This is a genomic window from Fibrobacter sp. UWB16 (genome assembly GCF_900215325.1).
In the GTDB taxonomy this organism is placed as follows: domain Bacteria; phylum Fibrobacterota; class Fibrobacteria; order Fibrobacterales; family Fibrobacteraceae; genus Fibrobacter.
This window is the reverse complement of sequence record NZ_OCMS01000002.1, coordinates 460,590-485,210: the sequence shown is the minus strand read 5'-3', so window position 1 is coordinate 485,210 and position 24,621 is coordinate 460,590. Positions and strand designations below refer to the sequence as shown.

The window sequence follows — 24,621 nt, the reverse complement described above, 5'->3', positions numbered from 1 at the left end:
ATTAGCGGACAAGCATTTCGACACGCAGAGACGTGACGAGGAACTTCTTTGCAAATCTAAGATCGGTCTTCGGCACACCCATGCGGATTGGTGAATTTGCAAAGGCGTTCAAGAAGTTCAGCAATTCAGCAAAGTCCGACGTTGTCGTAACGTTGTACGTATAGCGCTTGTACACGCCAAAATCTTCGACGACAGGCTTTTCAGTACCCTTCAGCTGCACCTTGTTCGAAGCCGCAAGCGATTTAAGAGCCTTGACTTCTGCTGCAACTTCCGCAGCCGGAACAAAACCGCGCACGGCATCAAGGCGCACCTGCGGCACAGAGAACTGGCCAAATGCAGCCACTTCGGTCGCCGCTTCAGAGGCAATCGGCGTCTGGAGCTGTTTACTTACAGCCTTGAGCCTATCCATAAGCGTATGCTGCGAAGAAGCCTTCATCGCAATACCACGGAGATAATAGTAGTTCGGGGCCTGGAACACGCATTCCGAAAAACCGATATCATCCGGTACAGCTGTATTGAGGAACGACAGGAACTGAGCCAAGGAAGTCTTCTGGTACGAAAGCTTTTCGAGCGGCAAGTAACTATTGTAGCTCGTTCGTTTGTTATTAAACAAGACCTCGGGCTTAATCTCGCCAACAATATCCCTGACAGACATTGCCGCACGAGCCTTCGCCACGGCTTCCTGCTGTTTTGCAATCTCTTCGGCGGTCGGACCGGCAGCGGCCGTCTTGGCCACAGAACCGCCCTTCGCCCCGATCAAGTTGAGGTAGGAATCCGGGAAAACGCCATCCAACGCAGAGGGAACACCCCAGACGCTCAAGTAGCAACTAAAAGCGACAACAGCAAACAACGCAGCAACAGCAACCGTCAAATACTTTCTCTTATAACGGCGTTCCACGTCCGCAACGTTCGTCACATGCACATGCTGCGAGACACTACCGATGGAGGAATTTCTTTCCGCCACCGCAATAAGGTTCATGTGAATCATACACCCTCCATCTGATTGAGAGCAGCGCCAACAGCACCAATACAGCAAATCATGTCGACGGGGTTCACGCTTTCGTCACACGGGAGCTGAGACAAGCCAGACATAAGCGACACCTGGTAATCACCCAGTTTGCTCGTGAGAGTATTCACGAACTGTTCGTTCGAAGCCATCTCACCACACAGACGCACGTCAGTTACACCACTAATGGCATTTTCCGTCTGGACCAGTTTCATCTGTTCTACAATCTCGTTTGCAAGAATCGGATAAGCCGTATCTTCGGTCTTGCCGACCATCGAAAGAGTCGAAACGCAACGCAATGCAAGGAGCTCGTCACGACGCATCCAGGCAAGTGTCACACCGGCAAAGTCAGCCTTCACCACGCAAACGGCATCCTTGATCTTTTCGCCAACATCCATCACGTTCATGAGCGAAAGCACATCGACTTCCAAAGACTTTGGAGCAAGCATTCGGGAACGGAAACCCTTGCGCAGAGCTTCGACCCATTCCTTGCGGACAGCCATGATCAATTCGTTATAACCCAGGGAATCGTCACCACTTAGCGTCTTGGAGTCCACGATATAGGCGCTCACATCGGCATTAGTAAACAGTTCCATGTACCACTTCAAATACTGCGCCTTGTTAGCGACAGCTTCTTGTGGCACATAGACCTTGCGGATAATCGACATCGTCGCAGGCATCGTGACCGAAGTCGCCACAACATCCTTGATCTCGTTTTCATCCACCCACTGCTGGAGCATGCTTTCAAAAAGGAAAATATCGTAAATAGGGTTGCTCTCCGACGGGAGGACAGCAGCCTTGACAACCTTCTTTGCTGAAGCGTCTACAAGGGCAACCTTCATAGAAGTGTCGCCAACTTCAATACCTAGGTATAACTTCGTTTCGCTCATAAATATGCTTATGTAAAGTTTTATATCCTAAAACTAATCAAAAATTATCGATTGTAACATGTTTTCAAGCTTTTTCTTTCCAATTCCATGCACTTTTTTGAGGTCCGCAGGCCCTTTGAACGGCCCAGACGCGGTTCTTTGCTCAATAATTTTTTCGGCAAGCTTGGGCCCCACCCCTTTTAGCGCGCACAAGTCGTCTGCACTCGCAGTATTAATATGGAGCGGGAGCGTGACTTTTTTCTTCGCCTTACGGTGATGCTCGGTCGATTTCGGGCCGGGATCAGCAATTGGTATTACTTTGTCGGTATCGTAAGTCTGGACTGTACTAGCATCTGCAACCGGGACTGCATCAGAAAACGCACCCGGAGGCGCATTGGCGACAATAATAGCGTCACCGACTTCGAATGTCTCAATAGACGGGAGTCCCCACGGGAGGTAGCGGACGGTTAAGCCAATAGTAAAGAGGATTATTGCGAGTTTGAGAATTCTTTTTTCAGAAGCGTTCATTGCCTTTTCTGAAAGGTTCATCTAGAGAAGGATATAGCAAACGATCTAATAAAATATTCTCGACGTGGGTCGCGTCCGACGGGACATCCACAGAGATGCTCGGGTACACGCTCTGGACAATGCGGATCGGGCGGCGCCCTAAGATTCGCATTTGCTCCAGCGAGCGTTCCTGCTCAATTTTGTTCTGCGGAAGCGATGCAAACTCGTCGCGGGCTTCGCGGGAGTATGCGTAAATGCCCTGGTGCTGGAACCAGCGGTTCGCTTCTGCAGGCGGCACGGACCTTGTAAAGTCAACAGCCACACCGTCGCGCACGAGCACTTTCACGACGGTCTTGAGTTCAGCTTCTGCGGGGTTCAACGGGCATGCGACCGTCACCCAGCAGTCGGAGTGTTCCGAGAGGTCTTTCGCGACATCGCGGAGCACGGAAGGTTCAACGAGAGGCTCGTCGCCCTGAAGATTCACGACCAGGTCGAGGCCAAGCTTTTTGGCGGCCTCCGCCACGCGGTCAGAACCAGTTGCACATTCGCCAGTCATCACGCAGTCAAAGCCTGCCGCCTTGACCACCGTTTCGATTTCAGCGCTATCCGTCGCACAGACAATGCGGTCAAAGCAATCCGCAAGGAGCGCTCGTTCCATGGTACGGACAATCATCTCCTTGCCGTTGAGCTTCAGGAGAGGTTTCCCCGGGAATCTGGAAGAGCCCATGCGGGCCGGAACGATGCAACTGACCTTGTTCAAGGCGAACTACATCACCTTCGGGATGGCGAAGTGGTCGTTTTCGACGGCCGGAGCGTTTGCAAAAGCCTGTTCGAGCGTAAAGCCCTGGACCGGCACGTCTTCGCGGAGGATGGTAGCGCCGTTTTCGACAGCGGTCATCGGTTCCACGTTAGAAAGGTCCAAAGCCTTCAATGCTTCGAGATGGTCGAGCATCTTGTCCAAGTGACCCTTGATTGCCGGAATATCTTCTTCTGCAATGCTCAAGCGAGACAACTTCGCGAGCTTCAAAACTTCTTCACGTTCAAGCATAAAAAACCTCTTTTTTTACAGGATGCAAGATAGAAAATTTTTTCTACTCCGCTAAGATTTGTTCCTCGGTATACCCAAAGTAAGTTATCCATGAGATTGTCGACTTTGACGAAGAACATCTAATTTGGCTTGCATTTCAGCAATTTGTTCATCGGATATTCCCATTTCACGCAAAACAGTTTCAGTGTCGTCACGATTCTGCACCAATTCTGCTTTAGCGTTCTCGGCTTTTTGACGTTCTTCATCTATCAGCTTTTGCGCTTTGGCTTGTTCTTCAGTGCGCGCATCAGCAATCTCCTGACGGAATGAATCGCCGGCACTGACGAATCCGTACTTTTGTCCAATGCTCTTGAAAGCCATGTTCAACTCCTTCATAACTTCTTTACCGAGATACTCTGCTAAATATAGACTTATTTTTTCGAGCAAACAAGAGCACTCCTTGTCTGGCATTTTTCGCAATCTCGGCTTGAATTGACGGAACACTTCAAGGAAGGCATCCTTGTCGTAAGCATGCGCCATCGCCGCGATTCCGAGGCCTGTTGCGACATTTTCGCAAGCTAGGCAGTCGCTATCCGGAATGTCCGACATGTTCACGAACGCACAGCGGAACGGCAACACCATGCCATGAAAATACTTGGGATAGTCCTTTTCGAGCAGTTCCAGCGGGTTCCAATTTTCGCGCCCGTTATAGAATATGATAGCCATCGTCGGGAGTCCATCAAACAGGCGACCTTCATCGAAGCGTTTCATCACGGAGCGCACGTAGCGAGCAAGCTGATTGAACGTGTCGGCATCACGGCCGGACTTGTGTTCCACGAGAATTCCCACAAATACGGGCGCTCCCGTAGCGACGTTCACGCGGAAAGCCAAATCCGCATCGCCTGTTTCGTACACTTCGGAATACGAGTCCGGAATGCGAACTAAAGTGTCCAATTTTACCGCAGCAAGAAAATCCGCCACGTCAACATTTACTTTTCCCGCAAGTTCAAGCAACAACCTGAGGTGATTTGAATCTGCAAACAGCCAACGGAAAAAAGCATCGTGAGGCTTTTTTGCCGTCTGTTTTTCTTCCATAAAAATCCTTTCTCTTTTTTAGAGACAAGTTCATAAAAGCAATGATATAAGAAAGGATATAGATAACGATAAATAAATTCAGTTCATCAGAACCGTCGACCATAATCTAACAAACACGTTCAAGAAAAACAAGGGGGAGGGCTGGTTGACATTCATTTTGCAAACAAACGTTTGCACGAGTGCCGCGGCAACCAAGCTTGCTTGAGTTGACATGACCGAGTAGCAGGTTGTTCTACAAACAACCGTTTGCAAGCAATATTCATTCAGTAAAGGTCAACGGGATTGTGACAGTTGTTTTGCCGTATTTTGTTGAGTTAAACCTCCAATGGCTTACTTTTTCTAGTATTTCCGCATCAAAATTGCGATTTTGAGTTGTAGAGGAAACGATGGAAATATCAGAAATTTCACCTTTTGGAGCAATTGTGAATTTTAAGGTAATTTTACCTTTAATTCCAGGATTTTTTCTCAGATGTTTGTAATAAGTAAAGTGAAGTCCCGATTTCCGTTGACGAATAATTTTCACAATATCCGAAGCAGAACGAGAAGCCTTCTTTTCATACTTGAAATCAATATCACTTATAAAAGGTAACTTAATGGTTCCCTTATATTTAATTCTTGTATGAGGATCATCTGGAGATTGGAAACAAGTCTCCCCAACAGAAATACATAAGCCAGGTATCGGCTTACCACGACGATACCAACTACTATCTAGACCTGCAGAGGAACTATCATTTTTTAAGTTCCTTTGATGTGCAACATTATCATTAGATTCTACAACATTATAATCTTCCTTGAAACAACAAATAGGTTTTTCATTTTTTTGAGATGTAGCCAATTCCTTCGTTGCAGTCAAATGGCTAGACTCAGTCACTCTTTTTTCTTCTTTGCAACCAGAAAGTATAAAAGCAACACATGCGATGACAATCGCAATGATAAACTTGTCCATTTTACAAATTTTCATACTCACCATACATTCTGTATTACAAGCTTTATGACCACTGAATATCATTTACAAAATCGCAAAAACAACGTCAAGCGTTTTTATGAAAATTTACATGTAAGACTGTAGAAAGGAGATGCCCCGTCGGAGCGGGGCATGACATGCAAGGTTAGACAGCACACATGTTTAAATGATCCTCAAGCCTCATAGCAAAGCGACCTCACACATCAATCACCCAATCACTTCCAATGTGGCGTATTTGAGGATGATGGTGCGGTTCATGTTCTCGCGGTCGAAGCGCACATCGACGCGAGCATTGTCGCCACTGCCGTAAGCCTTCATAATCACGCCCGTTCCATACCTAGAATGGCGAACGCGTGCGCCCTCGTGGTACGGATTATCGTACTCGATTGTCGGACCAGACGGAGCAGGCGCCTTCACAACCTTCACCGGATTGCGGTAGACAATATGCTTATCGTTCTTCTTGATGGATTGTGGCACAGGCGCCGGACGAGAGCCATACGAGCCGTAAGAACCGCCACCGTACGAGTTGCCGGAACCGTTCCCATAACCGCCACGAGAACCTCCGCCATACGAATTTCCGCCAAACGAGCGATTGCCATAAGAATTTCCATAGGAATTGCCCGAGCCCGAATTGCCATAAGACGGACGAGAGCCATAGTTCGACGAGCCGTACGAACCGTATGACGGCTTGGAGCGCGTATTGCCGACAAAATCAGGAACAGACGGACGCGTATTCAAGCACGGCGTAAAGTCGACAACGGACGGATCCAATTCCTTAAGAAAGCGCGACGGCGCAAACGGACGGATGTTCCCCTGGAAGAACCTGCGTTCCGCATGGTACAGATAAAGTTTCTTTTCAGCACGGGTGCAGCCCACATAGAACAGGCGGCGTTCTTCTTCCATCTGCTCGTTGATTTCTGCCATCGAGAGCATAGAAGTTCCACGCACGAGCGGGAAGATTTCATCATCGCAACCCGCCAGATGAACCGTATTGAATTCCAAGCCCTTCGCCATGTGAATCGTCATGAGCGTCACGAGGCCCTTCGATGTATCGACTTTCTTGTCGCCATCCGTCAAAAGCGAAATATCCTGCAAGAAAGCATCGAGAGTTGCGCCCGGATGTTCTTCGTCAAATTCACGGATAGCGTTAATCATTTCGTCCAAGTTCGCAATGCGTTCATCAGCCGTGACTTCGTCTTCCTTGCGCAAGAAGTCCTTATAGCCCGTATCGTTGATGATATGTTCAGCAAGAATCGGAAGCGGATACTCACCAGAAGCCATCATGTTCTTCCAGTTCGTCACAAGGTCCGTAAACACCTTGAGCTTCGGAGCGCCGCGCCCCGTGCCGTTCGCCTCGGCCAATAAATTGTCCCAGAACGACCCCTCGCCCGCTTTCACCTTGGCGAGTACGCCTTCGACTGTCGTCTTGCCGATGGCACGCGGCGGAGTGTTAATCACGCGCAAGTAGGCTGCATCGTCTTTTTCGTTGGCGAGCACGCGCAAGTAAGCAAGCACATCCTTGATTTCCTTGCGGTCCCAGAATCTTGTACCGCCAAAAATCACCGACGGAATGCGCAAATCGTTGAGCGCCTTTTCAAGTACGCGGGACTGCGCGTTCGTGCGGTAGAAAATTGCAGTCTTGGCATAAAAATCAGGGCCCGCCTGCGCCACAGTCTTTGCAATGTTCGAAGCTTCGGCACGGTCATCTTCAAAATAGCGCACGTGAATAAGCTCGCCCGCTTCCTCCTTGGAGAACACGTTTTTCTGCATTTCGGCAGGGCGGACGTTATGCGCAATCACGGAACCAGCGCCTTTCACAATGTTTGCTGTTGAGCGGTAATTGCGTTCGAGCTTTACAATCGTCACCGGAGCAAAATCGCGGTGAAAGTTACGGATAATCTTGATGTTTGCGCCACGCCAGCCGTAAATACTCTGGTCGTCATCGCCCACCACCGTTACGTTTTTCGTATCCTTGTTGATGAGCAACTTCAAAAGTTCATACTGAACGTCGTTCGTATCCTGGTATTCGTCCACGACAACGTACTGGAAACGCTGTCTCAGCTGTTCCGCCAAATTCGGCACCATCTGCAACATGCGAACCGTATTGAACAGCAAGTCGTCGAAGTCCATCGCGTTCGATTCCGCAAGCTTTTTCTGGTAAGCGGCGTAATAACGAGCCTTGCGTTCTTCATCAGCAAATTCAGCGTTCAAAGCAGCCACATCCGGCGTCTGCAAAACCGCCTTGTCGTTCTTGTACAAGACCGTATTCTTGAAACGAGAAATAGCGCTATGAACCTTCTTCAATTCATTCACGTCATAATCGTCGCCAAGATCGTCCTTCAAGATTTCCTTGAGGATGCGCTTCTGGTCATCATCATCGTAAATGGAGAAGTTTGCATCAAACCACTTGCCGCCAAGCGCCTTGATCACGGACTCCTTGGCCAAGCAGAGTTTCAAAAGCTTAAGACAAACAGAGTGGAACGTTCCCATCCACGTGAACGGCTTACGGCAATTCAAAAGCTTCTGGATACGGTCCTTCATTTCGCGGGCGGCCTTGTTCGTAAAAGTCACTGCCAGCACGCGATTGGAATCAATCTTGTGGTACGAAACCAAGTGAGCAATCTTGTAAGTAATGCAACGCGTCTTTCCAGAACCTGCACCGGCCAAAATCAACATCGGACCGTTGATTTTCTTCGCGGCAGCGGCCTGTTCCGGGTTCAACTCTTTATCTAAAACACTATCATCAACAACATTGCATTCTACAAAATCGTCCATCTAGCACTCCTAGTCGATATACAGATGTGCAATATAGTAATTTGGCCATTGGTCAATGGTCATTGGTTATTAGTTTAGACTCTTACAAAAATAGGAGATCCCCGCTCGGAGGCGGGGATGACAAGATAAAAAGGCGGGGATGACACGATAAAGGCGATCCCGGAACGGAGTCCGGGATGACTGTTCGGGGCGACAAGCGTCTATTATTCGTCGGCGGTGGAAGCGCCAATGGCCTGTTCCAAAGTCGTCAGACCCTGGAGAGCCTTGTTGATGCCATCCATACGGAGCGTAATCATTTCGCAAGACTTGATGGCCTCGCGCTTGATTTCGTCACCGGAAGCGCGCTTGATCACGAGATTACGCACAGCTTCGTTCGGCACGAGGAACTCGTAAATACCGCAACGGCCCTTGAAGCCCGAACCATCGCACTTTTCACAACCGCGGCCATGATAGAACTGCATGTCCGGCGAGAGGTGGAGTTCATCGCGAAGTTCCTGCGAGATTTCGACCGGTTCCTTGCAGTTCTTGCAAATGCGGCGCACAAGTCGCTGGGCCAAGACTCCCTTAATTGCAGTAGACACAAGGAACGGTTCCAGTCCCATTTCGAGCAAACGAGGGAATGCACCGGCAGCGTCGTTCGTATGGAGCGTACTGAAGACCAAGTGACCCGTCAAAGCAGCTTCGATAGCCATTGTCGAGGTTTCTTGGTCACGCATTTCACCGATCATGATCACGTCCGGGTCCTGACGGAGCAAGGCACGAATGCCCGCCGCAAAGGTAAAGCCTGCGGCATTGTTAATCTGGCCCTGGTTCACGCCGTCAATATTCAATTCCACCGGGTCTTCCATCGTCGAGATGTTGATCGTGGAATCCAAAATTTCTCGAATAGAAGCGTAAAGCGTGGTAGACTTACCGGAACCCGTCGGACCAGTAACGAGCACAATGCCGTTCGGGGCATTAATCGCATCGATAAACTGCTTGAGCACGCGGGCGTCAAAGCCCATTTCCTTAAGCGGGAACTGACCCGAATTCGGGTCCAAAATACGCATAACGATCTTTTCGCAGACGCCGCGCTTACGCAAAGAAATCGGGAACGAGCTCACACGAAGGTCAACTTCGGATCCCTTGTAACGCACCGTGAAACGGCCGTCCAACGGCTTACGCTTTTCTGCGATGTCCATCTTGGACAAGAGCTTGATACGCGAAAGGATCTGCGGCATGAGTCGTGCCGGAATCGGAGACATCACCTGCAAGTCACCGTCAATACGGTAGCGCAACTTGAGGAAGGTCTCTTGCGGTTCAAGGTGAATATCGGATGCATGACGGGCAATAGCTTCATGGATCAAGGTCGTCACAATCTTCACGACCTGGCGGCCTTCTTCGTCGGTCAATTCCGGTTCATCGCTATTGCCACTTCCGCGTTCGACAGTTTCAAGTTCATCGTCGTTAGAAGAACCGATAAGTTCTGCAAGGGATTCTTCGGCGGGACCATGGCCTGCAAAGAGGATGTCGATAGTCTTCTTGATGTCCTGTTCAGACGCCATGACCACATCGACGTTTTTCTTGACCTTAAACTTGATAGAGTCCCTGAGGCGCACATTTGTCGGGTCCGCCATGGCAACCACAAGGGCCTGGCGAGAATCCTTCGTCACATACAGCGGAACAATCTTGTGCGCTTTGCACTGTTCTTCAGTAATGTACTCGTAAACTTTTTCATCAAGCTTGATGGCATCAAGCTTTACAAAAGGCACTTCGAACTGGCAGCAGAGAATATCCGTAAGTTTCTTTTCGTCAATAAACTTAAGATCGACGAGCACGCGCCCTAAGCGCTTACCGCCCGACGTTTTCTGCTTTTCAAGAGCTTCGTTCAACTGGTCCTGGGTAATGAAGCCCTGGTCCAAAAGCATTTCACCAATACGTTTCTTGGTGACACTCTGCATCTGGACACCAAGAATATCCGTCAGCTGTTCTTGCTTGACCATACCGGCCTTTACAAGAATCTGGACAAGAGTCACCTTCTTGCCCAACTGAGCCTGATACTTAACTTCATCTTCGGCGTACTTCAACTGGTCTTCGTTAATCAGGTTAACACGAACCAGCAACTGCCCTAAACTATTTGAATCTTTCATAGATGCGACCACGCCTGGGCATTCAGGAGCGCCTTAACTCCATCTTGCCTTTTCAAACAAACACCACTACCACAAGATACCAATCCGATATCGTGGACAGTCCCATTTGGGGACACTCCTTCTAAATATATACTTTTTGTAAGATTAGAAGTGAACAGAAGTTCGTATTCTTCGCCACCATTTAGTGCAAAATGGAGGGGGGAAAGCCCAAAATACTCGCACATTTCCAAAACATCGGGGTCAATAGGCAGTTTTTGCTCGTCAATTTCGATAGAAACGCCAGACGAGAGCGCAAGGTGGTTTACTTCGGAACTAAGGCCATCGCTAATGTCCATGCAGGCGCCACGCACCCCCTGTTTCACCAGTTGAGCCCCCGCATCCTCGCAAATTTTGGGTGCAAGGTGGTATTCCACCAGCCGCGGGAAGCGTTTAGCCTCTTCGGGGTGGTTCATCAAAATCCAAAGTCCGGCATCAGATTTGCCGAGCGTGCCCGCCACAAAAACATGGTCCCCCGGTTTTGCCGCACTGCGGAGGAGTGAAATTTTACCATCGGTCGTGCCGAGGAGAGTTGTCGAAAACATCCCGACATCGCCTACAACCGTATCTCCACCAATCAGCGTAATTCCTCTTCTCTCAAAGCCTTGCGCAACCGCTTTTGCAATTCTGTTTCGAGTTTCTTCGCTCCAGTTTTTGTTCACGCAAAGTCCGAACAACGCAATCTTGGGCAGACCGCCCATGGAAGACACATCCGAGACGTTGGACACAATGTGCTTCTCGACCGCCTGTTCAGGACTCGACCAATCCAAGCGAAAGTGCGTGTTCTCGACCGAGAGGTCCTTGGTCGCAAGCCAGCCATCAAAGATGGCGCAGTCATCCCCTGCATTGAGCCAGCTGCGGTGTACCGGCGACTCGTTCTTCAAGGGATAAGCCCCTTCCAAAATTTTGCTGACGAATCTAAACTCGCCTAGGTCTGGGAATTTCATAATTTTCAAGGACAATTCAATTTTTCTGCCAATAATTTAACAATAAACTTTCTATACTTTAGGCGTGGGACACATATTTTTTATAACGCCATCATCGCCAGGCAGCCTCGACAAGCTGAACCAGTGGACATTCCGCTGGCTTTTAGAACATGGTAACATGGCGGAAGATTCCACCCTCTATACTTGCAATTCCATCGAAAGCGCCCAGAGCCTTTTGGAATCGGCACTCATCATCGGTCAGTCGCCATCGCTCATCATCTTTGACCATGCCGACCATGCAACCGAGAAGAACCTGGCCTTCAGCAAGGAACTCCACAACGGCATTCCCGAATCGTGGATTATCGAAATCATTCCAGACGACATGCCTCTCCCCGAAGATTCAAGCGACAACGGAACATTCTGGATCAGGCGCCCCATAAACGAAGACGAATGGTGCGCAACGCTCGAAAACGTGCTGCACAAGAACGGCTGCCCGCAATGGGCCAAGTGGACTCAGCACAAGAGCTACAGAGGATTTTAAACAGAGGTTTTTTACCGTGATTAAAGGCGTCAGCTACTTTGGTGTGCGCTCTCCGAAGCTCGCACACATGGACCTTGTACACATAAAGGAAGCAGGATACAACGCAATCCTCCATACTTGGAGCGAAGAAGACCTGCAATACTATTATGACACCATGAAGCAGATCGTGAACGATTCTGCCGCGATGGGACTTTCCGTTTACGTGAATCCATGGGGCGTCGGCCGCGTGTTTGGCGGTGAAGCTTATTCGGAACTCACAGCAAGGAATCACGACATGTGCCAAGTCGCCATAGACGGAAAGCCAAAGGTTGCCGCCTGCCCAAATCATCCAGAGTTCCGCGCGTACATGCACAAGTGGATTGCAACGGTCTGCGATACAAACGTCTCTACGATTTTCTGGGACGAACCGCACTTTTACTTCGAGAAGGGCGGGCTTAGCAACTGGAGCTGCCGCTGCGAAAAATGCCGCGCAAAGTTCCGTACAAAGTTCGGCTACGAGATGCCCGCCGAGTTTACAGATGACGTAAAGCATTTCCGCGAAGAAAGCCTCATTGATTTCTTAGACGAGATGACTCAAGATGTTAAAGCGCGCGGCAAACGCAACTGCGTTTGCATGCTCCCGCCGTGGTTCCCGGCGGGGCTCGACGACTGGGGTCGTGTCGCGCGCCTTGAGGCCGTCGATGAAATCGCAAGCGATCCGTACTGGGAGCGCGGAGCAAGTGAAGAATGGGTCCGCGAAAAATACCGCGAGACAGCAAACAAGCTCGTAGAAGTTGCGGCCCACTACGGGAAGTCCGTACAGATGTGGGTCAAGGCCTACCAGATTGAAGCGGGCCGAGAAAACGACCTCGCTATCGCCGTCGCTGAAAGCCGTGCTGCAGGCATCAAGAACATTTTTGCCTGGAGCTACCGTGGCACGGAAACATTAAGTTGGCTGAAAAGCGATAACCCGGACGAGGTCGCCCGGGTCTTTAGAAAAGCAGTTCTTTAGAATCGCAAAAATTACTTCATCACACGTATTGTCGCAGAGCTGTTACGGGACTTCACGAGATACGAGCCTTTTTGTTTTACGAGAGCGCGGACTTTCTGCGAAACATCTTGAGAGGTTGTAGCCTCGATACGGCCAACATGCGCTCCGAGCATATCGAATACATCGTAGGTTTGCGCGCCCGATGAAGCCTCGAATTTCGGACGAATGGCAAGCGAGCGATCCTCAACTTCAATCCAGTCGATGTTCACGTAATTGCCTGTAATCAAAAGCTTCAGCACATGCTCGCCCTTAGTGAATTCCACCTGACCTAATTCCAGTCTTTCATAGACGTCCCACTCATCGCCCGTTTTTGGAACCTTCGTGGAGGGTACAATTTCCTTATCATCCAAAAGCAAGCTAAAGCTAGACGATTCTGTTCCAGAAGCCACATTCGCAGAGACGTAGAACTTTCCATCACGCTCCACATTCACGGTGTATTCTAGCCATTCGCCTTCTTGCGTGTAACCAATGGCGTAATTGTCACCGCCCTTATAAATATCCACGCCATCCTTGCGATACTCGCCACCCCTGTTTTCGGAATCTTTATCCGAGTACGAGAAATTGCCCGTACCGACGCCATTGATGTCGTAGTTTTCAGCTTCGATCTTGCCTGGAATCTTGGCGGCTTCGCCAGCGACAACGCTATCGCCTTCTACCTTGCCAAACGGCTTCTGCGGAACTGGTTCTACAGGCTTGCGGTTCACTGCCTTGAGCATCTGCGCCGCATAGCGCTTGCCGAATTCCACGTAGGCATCGTGATTGAAGTGGTAGCGGTCCACGCCATTGCCCTTCAAATTTTCGGAAGAGGCATAATAAGTATTGTCCATGGAATTCGGAAGTTTCGACACGCGGTCAGAATAGCAGCAGCCTTCGCGGAGGAGTTCGCCCGCCACAAACGGCACCGTATCGGAACTCATGTCGAGCGCCTTGAGAATATCATCGCGGGTCTTTTTCACAATTTTCGGCCAGTCGGAATAGCCACCGTCAGTTTCGCCCTGATGAAAAATGAAGCCTTTGATAACGCCCTTTTCTTGCGCCTTTTTCGCGATGTCGATAATCGTCTTCGTCACATTGCCATCGCTTGCGTATTCCTTGGCGTAGTTCTGGAGCCAGGTTTCTGCCGTCGAGAGATAAGTTTTGTACTGGTCCTGGTCAAAGAGCTTGATGCTCGCGCCACCCACCGCGACCGGGATAATCCCAATCGTCACGTCGGGCATGCTGTCAGCCATTGTGCGACCAAACCAGTCCGCCACAGAAATCGTGTTGCCGCAGTTAAAGAGCGAAGGCACTGCCGGGTAAACATCGCCGAGCGTGTTGCGCCCCTTGCCCGAGCATTTTTGCGTTGCGAAAATTTTGAAGCGTGAATTTTCGACCTTATCTGCGCTCTGAGCATCAGCCGTGCCGCCCATATTGGACTGCCCGTACGCAATGTAAATGTGGAAATTCGGGTCCGGAGCAGCCTCGGAAGGAACCGCACCAAACAGCACAAAGCCCGCAGCAACACACGCCGCGGACGCAAAACCAGAAAGCTTATTAAACATTCCCATATATCCCTTTGGGTTAAACAACAATTATAAATTATACAGAAAAGTGGCTAAGCGCGCGCCCTCCCCTAAAAATTTTATAGACACTTTGTCTATGCACTCGGAACTAGCTACAAGAACCTGTTCTAGTAGCCAATTTTCCGCAAAAAAAAGCCATTACTTCGCAAATCCGGGAGGTGGCAAGTGCATTCCGGCCATCAGGAGTTTATGTTCGCGTGCGTACTGCATAATGCGTTTGCGGCTTGCGGCAGATTTTTCCTTGTCCATGTCGTAATTGGAATTGATTTCGGGATGGATCTTTTGCAATGCATAGCCATGCATCAAGTCGCCAATCACGAGCAAGTTTGAAATTTGGAAAGCGGTATGGCCTGGCGTATGCCCCACGGCATCCAATGCAAGAACACCATGCGGAAGGCTATCACCGAAAGCAAACAAGTGGAGACTATCTTTATAAAGAGCCATGATATCCTTTTGCAAATCATTTTTCGGGATATCGTTCATCCAAGCGTCATATTCCACCTTGCCTGCATACACTGCGGCATTTTTGAAGGCTTTCTCCATTTTCCCGGCGGTGCCGTTTTTCACAAGGCCCGCAATGTGGTCCGCATGAAAATGAGTCAAATAGACGAGTCCTATAGAATCCGGATCCACGTTTAACGCAGAAAGCCGCTTCATCAGTTGTCCGCCCCACGCTCCAAGACCAGCATCAAACAAGATGTACTTACCATCCGTTTTTACCAAGAACGTGCTGACAGAAGCTGGGAGGCCCGCAGGCATATTCAAACTTTCGTAAAGAGAGTCGCTCGCATCGCTGAAAAGTTCACGAGGCATCAGCTTTTTGCCCTCGTTGTCCTGAATCCAAGTGACCGAAGCTCCGTTCGCAAGCGTAACAGTTTTCGTTCCTTCGACTTCAGGCGTGTTCACCGCAGCAGAAGGCATCGTCACTTTCGCAGGAGTTTCAAGATTTACCGCAGACTTACGTTCCGCAGATTCTTTCGTGGAATTTTTCGAGTCGCTGCAGCCTGCAATCGCAAAAGCAATCGCCGCGACAAATGGAATAAATTTATTTTCAAGCAATTTCATAAGGATAAATATACATTCCTATTCTTTTCAAGTGAACAACAGACAACCATAGATGACAAAATCAAGCGATTTGCAAACGGCTGATTGCAAAATTTAGGGATTTCACTTTTTTCATATTTTTCGATTGTAGATTAAAACTCCAAGTTTTTACTTGGAGTCTTTTTCATTATCAATGTAAAGAAAAATTCTTGACACAAGGAAAGATTTTTCATACATTATGAATGTAATAACAAAACCAAAAATTCTAAAAGCAGTAAGGCTTAAGCCCCAAAAAGAGCAAGTTCTCTTCGCCAAATTGGTAAGAGACTTACACGACTGGGCGGCATGCTGGATTGAAACGATTAAAGGAATTGAACTGGAGGTCACCTATGTTGGAAGCCGTGAAAATGCGCCTTACTAGCAAGGCTAAGAATGGGACCGTTTTTACTTTTGAAGGGAAAAACATTCCTGATTATCTCGTCATATTTTTAAAGTCCGCTTTTCCAAATGTAGAGGAAATCAAGTGCGATGATAACGAAGAATCCATAAATATTATGGATACCGACTGGTTCAAGGAAACGGAAGCCAAGTCCACTCCTGCAGAAAGCTTAAAACTTTTGCGAACGACCTTCGGCTACACCCAGCAACAGTTGGCAGACAAGGCTGGAATCACCAAACAACAAGTATCCGCAATGGAACGAGGAAAGGAGCCCATCGGTCGCAAGATGGCTCACCGCCTCGCCGATGCACTCGGAACTAGCTACAAAAACCTGTTCTGGTAAACGACAATGCTCCAGTATTTTGAAGTCACAAAGAAATCTCCGTGGTTGCCGCAGGTCAAGGCGCTGTACGAATCGGCGTTCCCGGCGAACGAGCGCATCCCGATCAAGCATTTGCTTGACGATAAAATCAAGCGTGAATTCTGGGCGTTTTTCGGCAAGGAAGATGGCGAAAGTGGCGCGGCTCCCAAGTTCTGCGGATTCTCGAACTCCATCACGCACGGGAGCATTACGAACATCGTCTATTTCGCAGTCGTTCCAGAACTGCGCAGCCGCGGGTACGGCTCACAAATTCTGCAAGTCATTCGCGAACAACACCCCGACACACGCATCGTTGTCGATATCGAAGTCGAAGAAGATTCCAAGGACGCCGAAGAACTTGAACGCAGGAATCGTCGTCGCGACTTTTACCAGCGCAATGGCTTTGAAGCCTCCCCCGTCGATTACGTTTGGCAAGGCGAGCACTACCGGCTACTTTCCGCTGGAGGCTCCGTCACCGAAAAGGAATTCCGCGACTTCTGGAAAGAAATTCTGAAGAACGTCCCCGGAGCAAAGTACCCGTAAAAACTTATAAGGGCTCTTTATGAGCAGGGGTAAAACTATCCCTTTGAAAAAGTGGTATATTGTCCTAAAATAGGTTTATCTTGTTTAGTTAAGTCCTATAGGGATTCTTTAAAAGCTGAGGCAAGCAATGATAATCGCGATTAACAAAGATGATCCGTGGTGGGAAAAGACCCGCGCTTTCGCGAATGATTGCCCATGGCTGCCGGGGCGTCGTTTAGCCGAGCGAATGTCAAAGAACGATTTCCTAGACTGGGAAAAAGTTTTCGTTGCTGTACACGGTGAAGATGTTGTCGGCTTTTGCGTTCTCGAGGAGAACGGGAACATTCCTCCGAAATTCAATTGCAGCCCCTTTATTAACCTCGTTTACGTTAGCGAAAAATTCCGGGGAGAGCGGCTATCCAAAAGCTTAATTGACGCAGCGCTTGATTACGCCCAAAGGCTCGGCTACAAAAAAGTTTATCTCAAAAGCGAGCACCACGGCCTATACGAAAAATACGGGTTCAAGAAGATTGCTGATTTCGAACCAACGGTCGGGCTTGCGAACCAACTGTTTGAAATAGAAATTTCAGTTTAACGTTAGCCTTTTAGCACTCATTCGTGGCAAAAAAATTTTTTGACTTTTCCGCCCCTTTTATCCTATATTAAAAATATGAAATACTTAAAAATGTTTTGTAGGGGTCTGCTAGGGTTATTTATGACCTATGCAGGTATCAGTCACTTGACCATCGCTAGGCAGGAATTCCTGGCGCAGGTCCCATCGTGGTTTCCGCAGAATCCGGGATTCCTGGATTTCGTGGTATTGGCCTCGGGGGTTGTCGAGATCGCTCTCGGCCTCAGCATGATATTCTTGTACAAGCACAAGGGTACGGTTGGCGTACTGCTTGCGCTGTTCTACGTTGCTATTTTCCCGGGCAACATCAGCCAGTACGTGAACGGCATCAACGCATTCGGACTTGACACTGACCAGGCTCGTTTTATCCGCCTGTTCTTCCAGCCTGTGCTGATTGCCTGGGCACTCTGGTCCACTGACGGCGTGCAGAAGCTCAAGGAATGGCGCAAAAGTCCTAAAAAGGCGGAATCTCCGTAAAAAAAACGCCCATCCCTAAAAATGCGCCTGTAGTCACAAATGTCCACAGGCGTTTATTTAATTTTTGCCAAACTATATTTGAGTATATATTTACAGGAAAACCGTTCCGCAGTGACCATTTAAAAGGCGTTGTTTATGGGATATTCAAATTTTTTCACAGTGGCTGCTTTCGGCACGCTATTTGCGGTCTCCCCCACATTGGCCATCGACATTACCGTTGATGCAAATGCGGGCATCAAGAAAATTTCGCCGTACCTTTACGGGCGAAACATCGACAAAATCAGCGATGGCGACGCTGAGGTGACCGAAGAAGAGTCTGCCTTCATCAACCAGATGCTCGAAGCAGGCATCCACATGTTGCGAGCGAACAACGGCAACAACGCCACGCGCTACAATTGGCGTCACAAAATGACAGTTCACCCCGACTGGTATAACAACGTGTACTCGCACGATTGGGCGATTACCGCACAAAAGGTGCTCGACAACATGCCGGGGATCGACGCGATGTACGCCTTCCAGCTCACAGGCTATGCAGCTAGTAGCACTGACTACAACTTTCCCGACTGGAACTGGAAACAAGAACACGGCACGTACGCAACGCAAACGTTCGACCTTGCGGGCGGCGGCGAAGTCTCAGAAGACGGAAAGACGCTCATCAAAGCGGGCGACCCATCGCTTTACAACATAGAATGGCCGGCCGATTCTACGGTAGCGATTATCCCGCATTGGAAAGACGAACTCAAGTTTGATATGAGCCGTTTCAAGTATTGGAGCATGGACAACGAGATGGAAATTTGGCGCGGTACACATTCCGACCTGGATTTGCCCGTCACGGGAGACTTTCTCGTTGAGCGTTACATTGACGTTGCCAAGAAGGCGCGCGCCCAGTGGAAAGACATCAAGCTCACCGGCCCTGTTGCCGCAAACGAATGGCAATGGTGTTCCGTATCTTCGTACAACAAGGAAGACCGCCCTAAAGGCGAAGACCGCAACTACTGTTGGCTAGAATACTTTATCATGAAAGTTGCCGAAGAACAGAAAAAATCTGGTGTTCGCCTACTCGATGTTTTCGACATTCACTGGTACCCGACAGAAAAGGATTACGAATCACGCGTGAACTGGCATCGAGTCTTGTTTGACACGACCTATAACTATCCAGGCGCAAACGGCATAAAGATGGTCGGTGGCAACTGGGACAATAAAATCACCAAGGAGTACATCTTCAAGCGTATCAACGACTGGCTCGAAAAATATTTCGGCAAGGATCACGGCATTACGCTCGGCATTACCGAAACCGACCTGAACGATTCTGATCCTATGGTGACAGCACTCATTTACGCGTCATTCCTTGGCACCATGCAGGACAACGGTGTCGAAATTTTCACCCCGTGGACCTGGGGCGACGGTATGTACGAAACAGTGCACCTTTTCAGCCGCTACGGTCATCCAAACCGAGTGCAGTCGACTTCAAGTAATGATTCGCTGGTATCCGCCTACAGTTCAATCAGTAACAAGGGCGATTCGCTCACAGTCATCTTCGTGAACCGCGCTGAAAAGGACGCACAAGAAATCAACCTCGATCTTGCGAACTTCGCCTCCGACGGAACAGTCAAAACACTCACCTTGCAAAATCTCCAAGGCGAAACGTTCGTTTCGCACACAAGCAACGCCTTGAAAGAGAACGCAGTTGAAGCAAATGCGCAGGGCGGAACGACCACTGCGACGGGCTACAGCATAAACAGATTCAAGATGACGCTCCCTGCAAAATCCATCACCGCGGTGCTACTCACTACAACTACGCCAAAACAAATCGACGCCATAGCCCCCACGAGAAGCGCTCTCACAGGGAACCTGCTGCACCATGAAAACGGCAACTGGTTTATCGACAACGGTTCAGGGAAAGTGCGCCGTATAAACGTGTTCAACAGTCTCGGGCAAAGCGTACTGCGAATGCACGCCATCGCCCGCGGAAACATCCGCATTGCAAGCGAAGTACTCGGCAGAGGCAATTTCATTGTGCGCATAGAAACTGCAAGCGGAACGCAAATGCAAAAAATAACAGTGAAGTAGAATTTATCTATAGCAATAACTAATGAAAGCCTATCATACCAGAACGCTAATCTATCAAGTCGTTCTGGAATCTTGATAGGTGTTCGAACGGCAAAATTTGGCGTCCTCTGAAAAGTCCGCAACCATCGTTAATCAATTGATTGTTGATGGCCTTAAACATATTCACGTCCAGCTTTGAAAGCTCAAGTTCCTGCAATTTCGTCAGGCGCTCATAAGCATCATCAAAGTAAACGCACTCGCCGCTTGGAATTTGGTCATGCTTGGAGCGTCGCGTTTCTTGCGTCTTTTCATAACCGAAGTGGTTTGCATCACCGATTTCAGCAAAGTCATCCATATCTTTTGTTCTAAGTTGCACTTCGGTATAGCAACGTGCAAGATTATCATACATCGTTATATGCAACGATTGGTAACCGGAGCTTCGCGGAGTCGCCACCGAGTCATGGTAATAAGGCTGAACAGCATCTTTTAGCAAGTCGCAATGACCGCCATCCTTATGTCTTGAAATTTCTGGAGTAAACCCACGTTCTTCCAAAAATTCGGGCATGACGTTCGCAATTTCGTAAAGATACTTCCGTTCAACTTCGCTCCGTTCTTCACCTTTTTTGATATGGCAAGATGGCATCGAAATAACGATACGGTAAGCAATCAAGTCGCGGAAATTCAGCGTGCTTTTTATTTCGGCTTCAGATGGGAACACCCCATTTTTCTTGTAATAGTTATAAACAAATTCAAGGATATACCCATTAAATTTTTCTTCGGCGCGAATCAGAGATTTGATACGCCCTTTGAACGTAAACGCCAAGAAGGGATATTCCCTCGTCATGTACTTGTAGAATTCTTTTATTCGTTGAGATTGCGAAGTCAAGAAGTCATTGTGTTCCAGCAATTCAATAATCTGAATCAGAAAATTTGAATGCGCAAGATCGATGCCATTATGTGTTTCCTTAGCGCTGTTTCTGAGATCATTTGAATATTGGTGCAAAATTTTCAACACAGTGTTTCCAGAAAACAGATAGTCATTCAAAGAAATCATCTTACGCCTCCTGATGCAAGATTTCTTGCGCTTTACATGTCATAATATAACAAAAGCTCTTGCGAATTCGCACGAAATAAGGTAAATTGCAAAACAAATATTTTTTTGCAATTCAAAAATATTACGTAAGATGTAAAAGAGGTTTCACAAATTGTAATAAGTTACAAAAAATTGAAAAAAATCATTCTTTAATATTCAGGAAAAAATTTATGGAAAAAAGAGAACTTAAAATTCACGGCATTTACAAGCACTTCAAAAATCGCTACTACATTGTTGAAGGAGTAGCGAAACATTCCGAAACCGAAGATGAATACGTCATCTACCGCGCACTTTACGGCGATAATACAGTTTGGCTTCGCGAGAAATCCATGTTCTTAAGCGAAGTCGATCACGAAAAATATCCAGACGTCAAACAAAAATACCGTTTTGAAGAAGTTGAATTAGGAGAATAATTCATGAAAAATACAATCTTATTATTCACTTTATTTGCATCCATTATTTTTCCCCTCACCAGTTGTGGAGATAACGGAACATCAGCGAGTTCAAAGCCCAAATACATACTTGATGAAACAAATCAGCTATTTTCAATCATTTATGATTTTTGCTATGTAACTTCAAACAGCACACGTTGGGATGAATACGTATACAAAAAGAATTATGGTTACGAATTCACCCATGACACATTACTCATCTTCACAGGAAATAGTTCTACAGACATCAACTCCATCGCAAAAGTTCGACACGAAGGAGATCCTTTAGTTTTAACAAGCAATAACGCAGAAGGCATCTATGGCACTTGGAAAGAAGTACCAAACGATGACGATTGTCACTACGAAAACGGAACCCTAGAATGCGAACCAGGAAAAGGTGAAAAATCAAAAGCTTTTCGCGTTCTAACAATCACACATAACAGTCTTGCTTTTTCTTGGGAAAAGAACAAGAAATATTGCATCGGAGATGATTTTGACGATTATTGGATTGAAGAATTTTTGCAATACGATTTAGATATGGATGTCGACGACGTTTCAATTCTAAAATCAGGATGCAATACAGCCAAATTTAAAGCCAACGGGATTTCTGTAAAAGTAACAGGATCATATGAAATCAATTCTGACAACGTCGCTACAGAAACCGTAACATTTGAATCTAAAGACAAGACCTGTTCCTACACAAGTAAACATGTTCGAGAAGACATACAATACCCCAAATCACTTTGCAACACAAAGGACATGAGCAAATACATAAGGGAAAAGCCCAACCACCATGTTTATGAATACAGCAACAATGAACAATATAAAAACGAATTCATTCCATGCGTTGCAGACATGCTCGACATTGATATAAATTCAGACAAATAATATTCATTATCTTTGAATTTACTTATATTGTACGTTATGAACAAGAAAACACTTATAACTTCGCTTATTATTATCGTCGGAATTCTCATGATTACATTCTTCGTGAGAGACTGGCTTGTATTTTACAACTGTGGTGCTGTCGAGCAGTGCCTCGTCGAAAGCAGCAACTACCAGAACATCGCTAAGTTCGCTGTTACCGCCATCATGACGATTGTCGTATTTTTCATTGGCGGGAATTGCCTGTGCAAGCGCGACCGCAACTTTTTGCAGGCGGGTTTCGCTATGGCTTTGTGCGCGGATTTCTGTTTGAAAATCATGCACAATTATGCACACGTTCTGGAGCACCGCAGCGATTACACGTTGCTTGGCATTTGCTTCTTTATGGTCGTGCAGGCGCTTTTTATCTACCGTCACACACGCACAAGCGATACAGACAAAAGCTCTCCGTGGATTTTGATCATTCCATTTACGGTCATGTTCATCACGAATGCGCTTCATCTGTTCCGCATTTTCGAAGGACCGACAGTCCCGATTATCGCAACTTATGCAGCATTCCTCATTTGCTCACTCGTTGTCGCCTGCAAGGTTCCTAGCAAAGGATATTTCCCCGCTAAAAACGCACGCAACATCAAACGCGGCATGATTCTATTCTTCTGCTGCGATGCATGCGTAGGCATTTCGCTTGCAACCGGCGATGACCACAGCGTTCAAGAAATTGTAGCGACTGTCGCCAACAACTTTGTATGGTACTTCTATACGCCGGCCCTGATTTTACTCGGGCTCAGCGGATACAAAAGAAAAGAGTAATTTATTTAATTGTCCGGCCCTTGAAATCGTAGGTGCGGGATTCGCGGGAATTATCGCCCCGAAGCCCGTCGCCGAACTGTACGTAAAGCATCCCATTCTTACGGAAAACTTTGGCGCCATAAGCAGGGGCTTGTGTTCGCGAGACATCGCGCAAACCAATCGTAGGATCCTTCGTCGGAATTTCATCACCTGACTTGAGTAAACGCCACATCTGGTTCCATTCCCAGTCATCAGCCCAGCTTTGCACCACGCGTTCGCCATCCGTCGTTGCTCGCAGATACATATTGCTGTGTTGCATTTTCATGCGCACCACGGAGCCCTCATAGCCGGATTGCTTTTCCATGACTACTTTTTGATGACCGCCGCCATTCCACTTGTAAAGGCCCATCGTCACACCCGCATCAGTTGACTCATTCGGCGTATCTAGCGAGATATCGCCAAAATTGATGCGGTAAGTTGTCGAAGAAAGCGGAGTTATCGTTGCAATCGCATTATCGCCGCTGCAATCGCCAAGCGCAAGCTTGTCCTCGGCAGTTCGCGTCATGCATGTACCAAAATTCATCGACATAATGCGCACGGTATCGGGCTTTGCAGGTTTCGCCTGCCATACACGCACCCAGTCCGCTTCGAAATATGCAGGTTTGTCCGAAGTGATTTCAATATCATCGCCAGCCCAGCCACCAATCGCCAAATTCACGATAATGTACTGCGCCGAAAGCTGCTTGATTTCAGTCGGGCGGTTGTAACTTGCAAACTTTTTGTCGTCAAAATAAAAGCTAAGCGTCGATTCATCCCATTCCACCGCATACGTGTGGAAATCCGCCGAGCGGTCCACATTGTCGTCCTTATGGCCGCCAAAAGAGGCTTCATGATCCCACGCCGAGCCATGACTGTTGTACCAGCTCGGGTCTGTGTAATGTAAATAATAATGGTGCTGCTTACGCGACGCAGGAATTTCCAAAATGTCGATTTCAGGAGGCCAGCCGTCTTGCAACGTCCAGAACGCAGGCCAAGTTCCCTTTTGTGAGGGTGCCTTGAAACGGCCTTCAATATATCCGTACTTGACTTCGAAATGGCCTTTGGTGTCAATTGCGCCCGAAGTGTAATCGACAGGGATTTCCTTGTTGTTGAATTTGGCCTTTCGTCCTTTGGCATCAGGATGCGTTTTCTTTTCTCCCTTGAGCTTGAGTGTACCATCGGAGACAATCACGTTTTCTTTGGCGCAGTAGGCGCGATGGTTATGCGTCGGGCCCCAGTTGTACGTCGAGTTCCACTTTTTCGTGTCAAGCGAAGTGCCGTCAAAGTTATCTTCAAAAACGAGATTCCAGCCGCTAAAGTTAGACGGCGGGGCAGCAAAAGCGATAGATGCGAGCGCAACGAAGCCCGCAATGACGTGATTTTTTTTCATATCC

The 24,621-nt window shown here is 48.0% G+C and carries 25 protein-coding genes; 11 read left to right on the top strand and 14 right to left on the bottom strand.

What is annotated here, in order from left to right; all coding sequences use genetic code 11:
• Position 1: 1 nt before the first annotated feature.
• From CRN95_RS07395 to thiL, 10 genes are all read right to left on the bottom strand, one after another.
• On the bottom strand, positions 2-988 hold the full coding sequence (locus tag CRN95_RS07395; protein WP_088629258.1) for a hypothetical protein: 987 nt from the start codon (positions 986-988) through the stop codon (positions 2-4).
• Complete coding sequence (locus tag CRN95_RS07390) at positions 985-1,896, bottom strand: hypothetical protein (RefSeq protein ID WP_088629259.1); 912 nt, start codon at positions 1,894-1,896, stop codon at positions 985-987. The genes CRN95_RS07395 and CRN95_RS07390 overlap by 4 nt, the downstream gene beginning before the upstream one ends.
• A gap of 33 nt (positions 1,897-1,929) precedes the next feature.
• Positions 1,930-2,424 carry a helix-hairpin-helix domain-containing protein gene (locus CRN95_RS07385; protein ID WP_088629260.1) on the bottom strand — a complete coding sequence of 165 codons (495 nt, stop codon included), beginning with the start codon at positions 2,422-2,424 and terminating at the stop codon, positions 1,930-1,932.
• Complete coding sequence (locus CRN95_RS07380; RefSeq protein WP_088629261.1) at positions 2,390-3,142, bottom strand: 3-deoxy-manno-octulosonate cytidylyltransferase; 753 nt, start codon at positions 3,140-3,142, stop codon at positions 2,390-2,392. The genes CRN95_RS07385 and CRN95_RS07380 overlap by 35 nt, the downstream gene beginning before the upstream one ends.
• A 6-nt stretch (positions 3,143-3,148) precedes the next feature.
• Positions 3,149-3,430, bottom strand: a complete 282-nt coding sequence (gene gatC, locus CRN95_RS07375) for an Asp-tRNA(Asn)/Glu-tRNA(Gln) amidotransferase subunit GatC (RefSeq protein WP_073422954.1) — start codon at positions 3,428-3,430, stop codon at positions 3,149-3,151.
• 84 nt (positions 3,431-3,514) lie between these two features.
• Complete coding sequence (locus tag CRN95_RS07370; RefSeq protein ID WP_097020515.1) at positions 3,515-4,504, bottom strand: Rpn family recombination-promoting nuclease/putative transposase; 990 nt, start codon at positions 4,502-4,504, stop codon at positions 3,515-3,517.
• A 259-nt stretch (positions 4,505-4,763) separates the two neighbouring features.
• Positions 4,764-5,450, bottom strand: coding sequence for a TonB family protein (locus CRN95_RS07365; RefSeq protein ID WP_159462292.1), 687 nt, complete (start codon positions 5,448-5,450; stop codon positions 4,764-4,766).
• A gap of 225 nt (positions 5,451-5,675) precedes the next feature.
• A complete protein-coding gene (locus CRN95_RS07360; RefSeq protein WP_097020513.1) occupies positions 5,676-8,243 on the bottom strand; it encodes an ATP-dependent helicase in 2,568 nt (855 codons plus the stop codon).
• A gap of 203 nt (positions 8,244-8,446) precedes the next feature.
• Entirely contained in the window at positions 8,447-10,372 is a 1,926-nt protein-coding gene (locus tag CRN95_RS07355) for a GspE/PulE family protein (protein WP_235002933.1), read from the bottom strand.
• On the bottom strand, positions 10,369-11,292 hold the full coding sequence (gene thiL / locus CRN95_RS07350) for a thiamine-phosphate kinase (RefSeq protein WP_235002932.1): 924 nt from the start codon (positions 11,290-11,292) through the stop codon (positions 10,369-10,371). The genes CRN95_RS07355 and thiL overlap by 4 nt, the downstream gene beginning before the upstream one ends.
• A gap of 127 nt (positions 11,293-11,419) precedes the next feature.
• Between thiL and CRN95_RS07345 the strand changes: the two genes are divergently transcribed.
• Positions 11,420-11,875 carry a hypothetical protein gene (locus tag CRN95_RS07345; protein WP_139260759.1) on the top strand — a complete coding sequence of 152 codons (456 nt, stop codon included), beginning with the start codon at positions 11,420-11,422 and terminating at the stop codon, positions 11,873-11,875.
• Between the two features lie 16 nt (positions 11,876-11,891).
• Positions 11,892-12,866, top strand: a complete 975-nt coding sequence (locus CRN95_RS07340) for a hypothetical protein (protein WP_097020512.1) — start codon at positions 11,892-11,894, stop codon at positions 12,864-12,866.
• Positions 12,867-12,877: 11 nt separating this feature from the next.
• Here CRN95_RS07340 and CRN95_RS07335 read toward each other — a convergent pair whose 3' ends face one another.
• Positions 12,878-14,452, bottom strand: a complete 1,575-nt coding sequence (locus CRN95_RS07335) for a sialate O-acetylesterase (RefSeq protein WP_097020511.1) — start codon at positions 14,450-14,452, stop codon at positions 12,878-12,880.
• A gap of 153 nt (positions 14,453-14,605) precedes the next feature.
• Complete coding sequence (locus tag CRN95_RS07330) at positions 14,606-15,532, bottom strand: MBL fold metallo-hydrolase (protein WP_097020510.1); 927 nt, start codon at positions 15,530-15,532, stop codon at positions 14,606-14,608.
• 217 nt (positions 15,533-15,749) lie between these two features.
• On the opposite strand from CRN95_RS07330, the gene CRN95_RS07325 reads away from it, so the two are divergent.
• The 6 genes from CRN95_RS07325 to CRN95_RS07300 all read left to right on the top strand — a co-directional run bounded on the left by CRN95_RS07325 (position 15,750) and on the right by CRN95_RS07300 (position 20,011).
• Positions 15,750-15,932: a hypothetical protein gene (locus CRN95_RS07325; RefSeq protein WP_200816188.1), complete on the top strand. Its 183-nt coding sequence runs from the start codon at positions 15,750-15,752 to the stop codon at positions 15,930-15,932.
• Entirely contained in the window at positions 15,901-16,293 is a 393-nt protein-coding gene (locus CRN95_RS15015; protein WP_235002931.1) for a helix-turn-helix transcriptional regulator, read from the top strand. Before CRN95_RS07325 ends, CRN95_RS15015 begins: the two co-directional genes overlap by 32 nt.
• A 6-nt stretch (positions 16,294-16,299) precedes the next feature.
• Entirely contained in the window at positions 16,300-16,854 is a 555-nt protein-coding gene (locus CRN95_RS07315) for a GNAT family N-acetyltransferase (protein ID WP_097020508.1), read from the top strand.
• 127 nt (positions 16,855-16,981) lie between these two features.
• Positions 16,982-17,428 carry a GNAT family N-acetyltransferase gene (locus CRN95_RS07310; RefSeq protein ID WP_097020507.1) on the top strand — a complete coding sequence of 149 codons (447 nt, stop codon included), beginning with the start codon at positions 16,982-16,984 and terminating at the stop codon, positions 17,426-17,428.
• 75 nt (positions 17,429-17,503) lie between these two features.
• The gene (locus CRN95_RS07305; protein WP_097020506.1) at positions 17,504-17,941 is read left to right on the top strand and encodes a hypothetical protein; all 438 of its coding nucleotides are present in this window, start codon (positions 17,504-17,506) and stop codon (positions 17,939-17,941) included.
• A 135-nt stretch (positions 17,942-18,076) separates the two neighbouring features.
• A complete protein-coding gene (locus tag CRN95_RS07300) occupies positions 18,077-20,011 on the top strand; it encodes a glycoside hydrolase family 44 protein (protein WP_088659750.1) in 1,935 nt (644 codons plus the stop codon).
• 46 nt (positions 20,012-20,057) lie between these two features.
• On the opposite strand, the gene CRN95_RS07295 is transcribed toward CRN95_RS07300, so the two are convergent.
• Positions 20,058-21,044 carry a guanosine polyphosphate pyrophosphohydrolase gene (locus tag CRN95_RS07295; protein WP_088629453.1) on the bottom strand — a complete coding sequence of 329 codons (987 nt, stop codon included), beginning with the start codon at positions 21,042-21,044 and terminating at the stop codon, positions 20,058-20,060.
• Positions 21,045-21,253: 209 nt separating this feature from the next.
• On the opposite strand from CRN95_RS07295, the gene CRN95_RS07290 reads away from it, so the two are divergent.
• From CRN95_RS07290 to CRN95_RS07280, 3 genes are read left to right on the top strand one after another with little or no spacing between them, the layout of a single operon-like run.
• Entirely contained in the window at positions 21,254-21,496 is a 243-nt protein-coding gene (locus CRN95_RS07290) for a DUF1653 domain-containing protein (protein WP_097020505.1), read from the top strand.
• A gap of 3 nt (positions 21,497-21,499) precedes the next feature.
• Entirely contained in the window at positions 21,500-22,402 is a 903-nt protein-coding gene (locus CRN95_RS07285) for a hypothetical protein (protein ID WP_097020504.1), read from the top strand.
• A 36-nt stretch (positions 22,403-22,438) separates the two neighbouring features.
• Complete coding sequence (locus CRN95_RS07280; protein WP_014547043.1) at positions 22,439-23,209, top strand: lysoplasmalogenase family protein; 771 nt, start codon at positions 22,439-22,441, stop codon at positions 23,207-23,209.
• 1 nt (position 23,210) lies between these two features.
• Here the strand turns inward: CRN95_RS07280 and CRN95_RS07275 are convergent, their stop codons facing one another.
• Positions 23,211-24,617, bottom strand: coding sequence for a glycoside hydrolase family 16 protein (locus CRN95_RS07275; protein ID WP_097020503.1), 1,407 nt, complete (start codon positions 24,615-24,617; stop codon positions 23,211-23,213).
• Between the last annotated feature and the right edge of the window lie 4 nt (positions 24,618-24,621).

Bases quoted from the DNA above. Each gene is read 5' to 3' on its own strand.
- CRN95_RS07395 (WP_088629258.1), bottom strand. From the start codon at position 988: ATGATTCACATGAACCTTATTGCGGTGGCGGAAAGAAATTCCTCCATC.
- CRN95_RS07390 (WP_088629259.1), bottom strand. From the start codon at position 1,896: ATGAGCGAAACGAAGTTATACCTAGGTATTGAAGTTGGCGACACTTCT.
- CRN95_RS07385 (WP_088629260.1), bottom strand. From the start codon at position 2,424: ATGAACCTTTCAGAAAAGGCAATGAACGCTTCTGAAAAAAGAATTCTC.
- gatC (WP_073422954.1), bottom strand. From the start codon at position 3,430: ATGCTTGAACGTGAAGAAGTTTTGAAGCTCGCGAAGTTGTCTCGCTTG.
- CRN95_RS07370 (WP_097020515.1), bottom strand. From the start codon at position 4,504: ATGGAAGAAAAACAGACGGCAAAAAAGCCTCACGATGCTTTTTTCCGT.
- CRN95_RS07365 (WP_159462292.1), bottom strand. From the start codon at position 5,450: ATGGACAAGTTTATCATTGCGATTGTCATCGCATGTGTTGCTTTTATA.
- CRN95_RS07360 (WP_097020513.1), bottom strand. From the start codon at position 8,243: ATGGACGATTTTGTAGAATGCAATGTTGTTGATGATAGTGTTTTAGAT.
- CRN95_RS07355 (WP_235002933.1), bottom strand. From the start codon at position 10,372: ATGAAAGATTCAAATAGTTTAGGGCAGTTGCTGGTTCGTGTTAACCTG.
- CRN95_RS07335 (WP_097020511.1), bottom strand. From the start codon at position 14,452: ATGGGAATGTTTAATAAGCTTTCTGGTTTTGCGTCCGCGGCGTGTGTT.
- CRN95_RS07330 (WP_097020510.1), bottom strand. From the start codon at position 15,532: ATGAAATTGCTTGAAAATAAATTTATTCCATTTGTCGCGGCGATTGCT.
- CRN95_RS07325 (WP_200816188.1), top strand. From the start codon at position 15,750: ATGAATGTAATAACAAAACCAAAAATTCTAAAAGCAGTAAGGCTTAAG.
- CRN95_RS15015 (WP_235002931.1), top strand. From the start codon at position 15,901: ATGTTGGAAGCCGTGAAAATGCGCCTTACTAGCAAGGCTAAGAATGGG.
- CRN95_RS07315 (WP_097020508.1), top strand. From the start codon at position 16,300: ATGCTCCAGTATTTTGAAGTCACAAAGAAATCTCCGTGGTTGCCGCAG.
- CRN95_RS07310 (WP_097020507.1), top strand. From the start codon at position 16,982: ATGATAATCGCGATTAACAAAGATGATCCGTGGTGGGAAAAGACCCGC.
- CRN95_RS07305 (WP_097020506.1), top strand. From the start codon at position 17,504: ATGAAATACTTAAAAATGTTTTGTAGGGGTCTGCTAGGGTTATTTATG.
- CRN95_RS07300 (WP_088659750.1), top strand. From the start codon at position 18,077: ATGGGATATTCAAATTTTTTCACAGTGGCTGCTTTCGGCACGCTATTT.
- CRN95_RS07295 (WP_088629453.1), bottom strand. From the start codon at position 21,044: ATGATTTCTTTGAATGACTATCTGTTTTCTGGAAACACTGTGTTGAAA.
- CRN95_RS07290 (WP_097020505.1), top strand. From the start codon at position 21,254: ATGGAAAAAAGAGAACTTAAAATTCACGGCATTTACAAGCACTTCAAA.
- CRN95_RS07285 (WP_097020504.1), top strand. From the start codon at position 21,500: ATGAAAAATACAATCTTATTATTCACTTTATTTGCATCCATTATTTTT.
- CRN95_RS07280 (WP_014547043.1), top strand. From the start codon at position 22,439: ATGAACAAGAAAACACTTATAACTTCGCTTATTATTATCGTCGGAATT.
- CRN95_RS07275 (WP_097020503.1), bottom strand. From the start codon at position 24,617: ATGAAAAAAAATCACGTCATTGCGGGCTTCGTTGCGCTCGCATCTATC.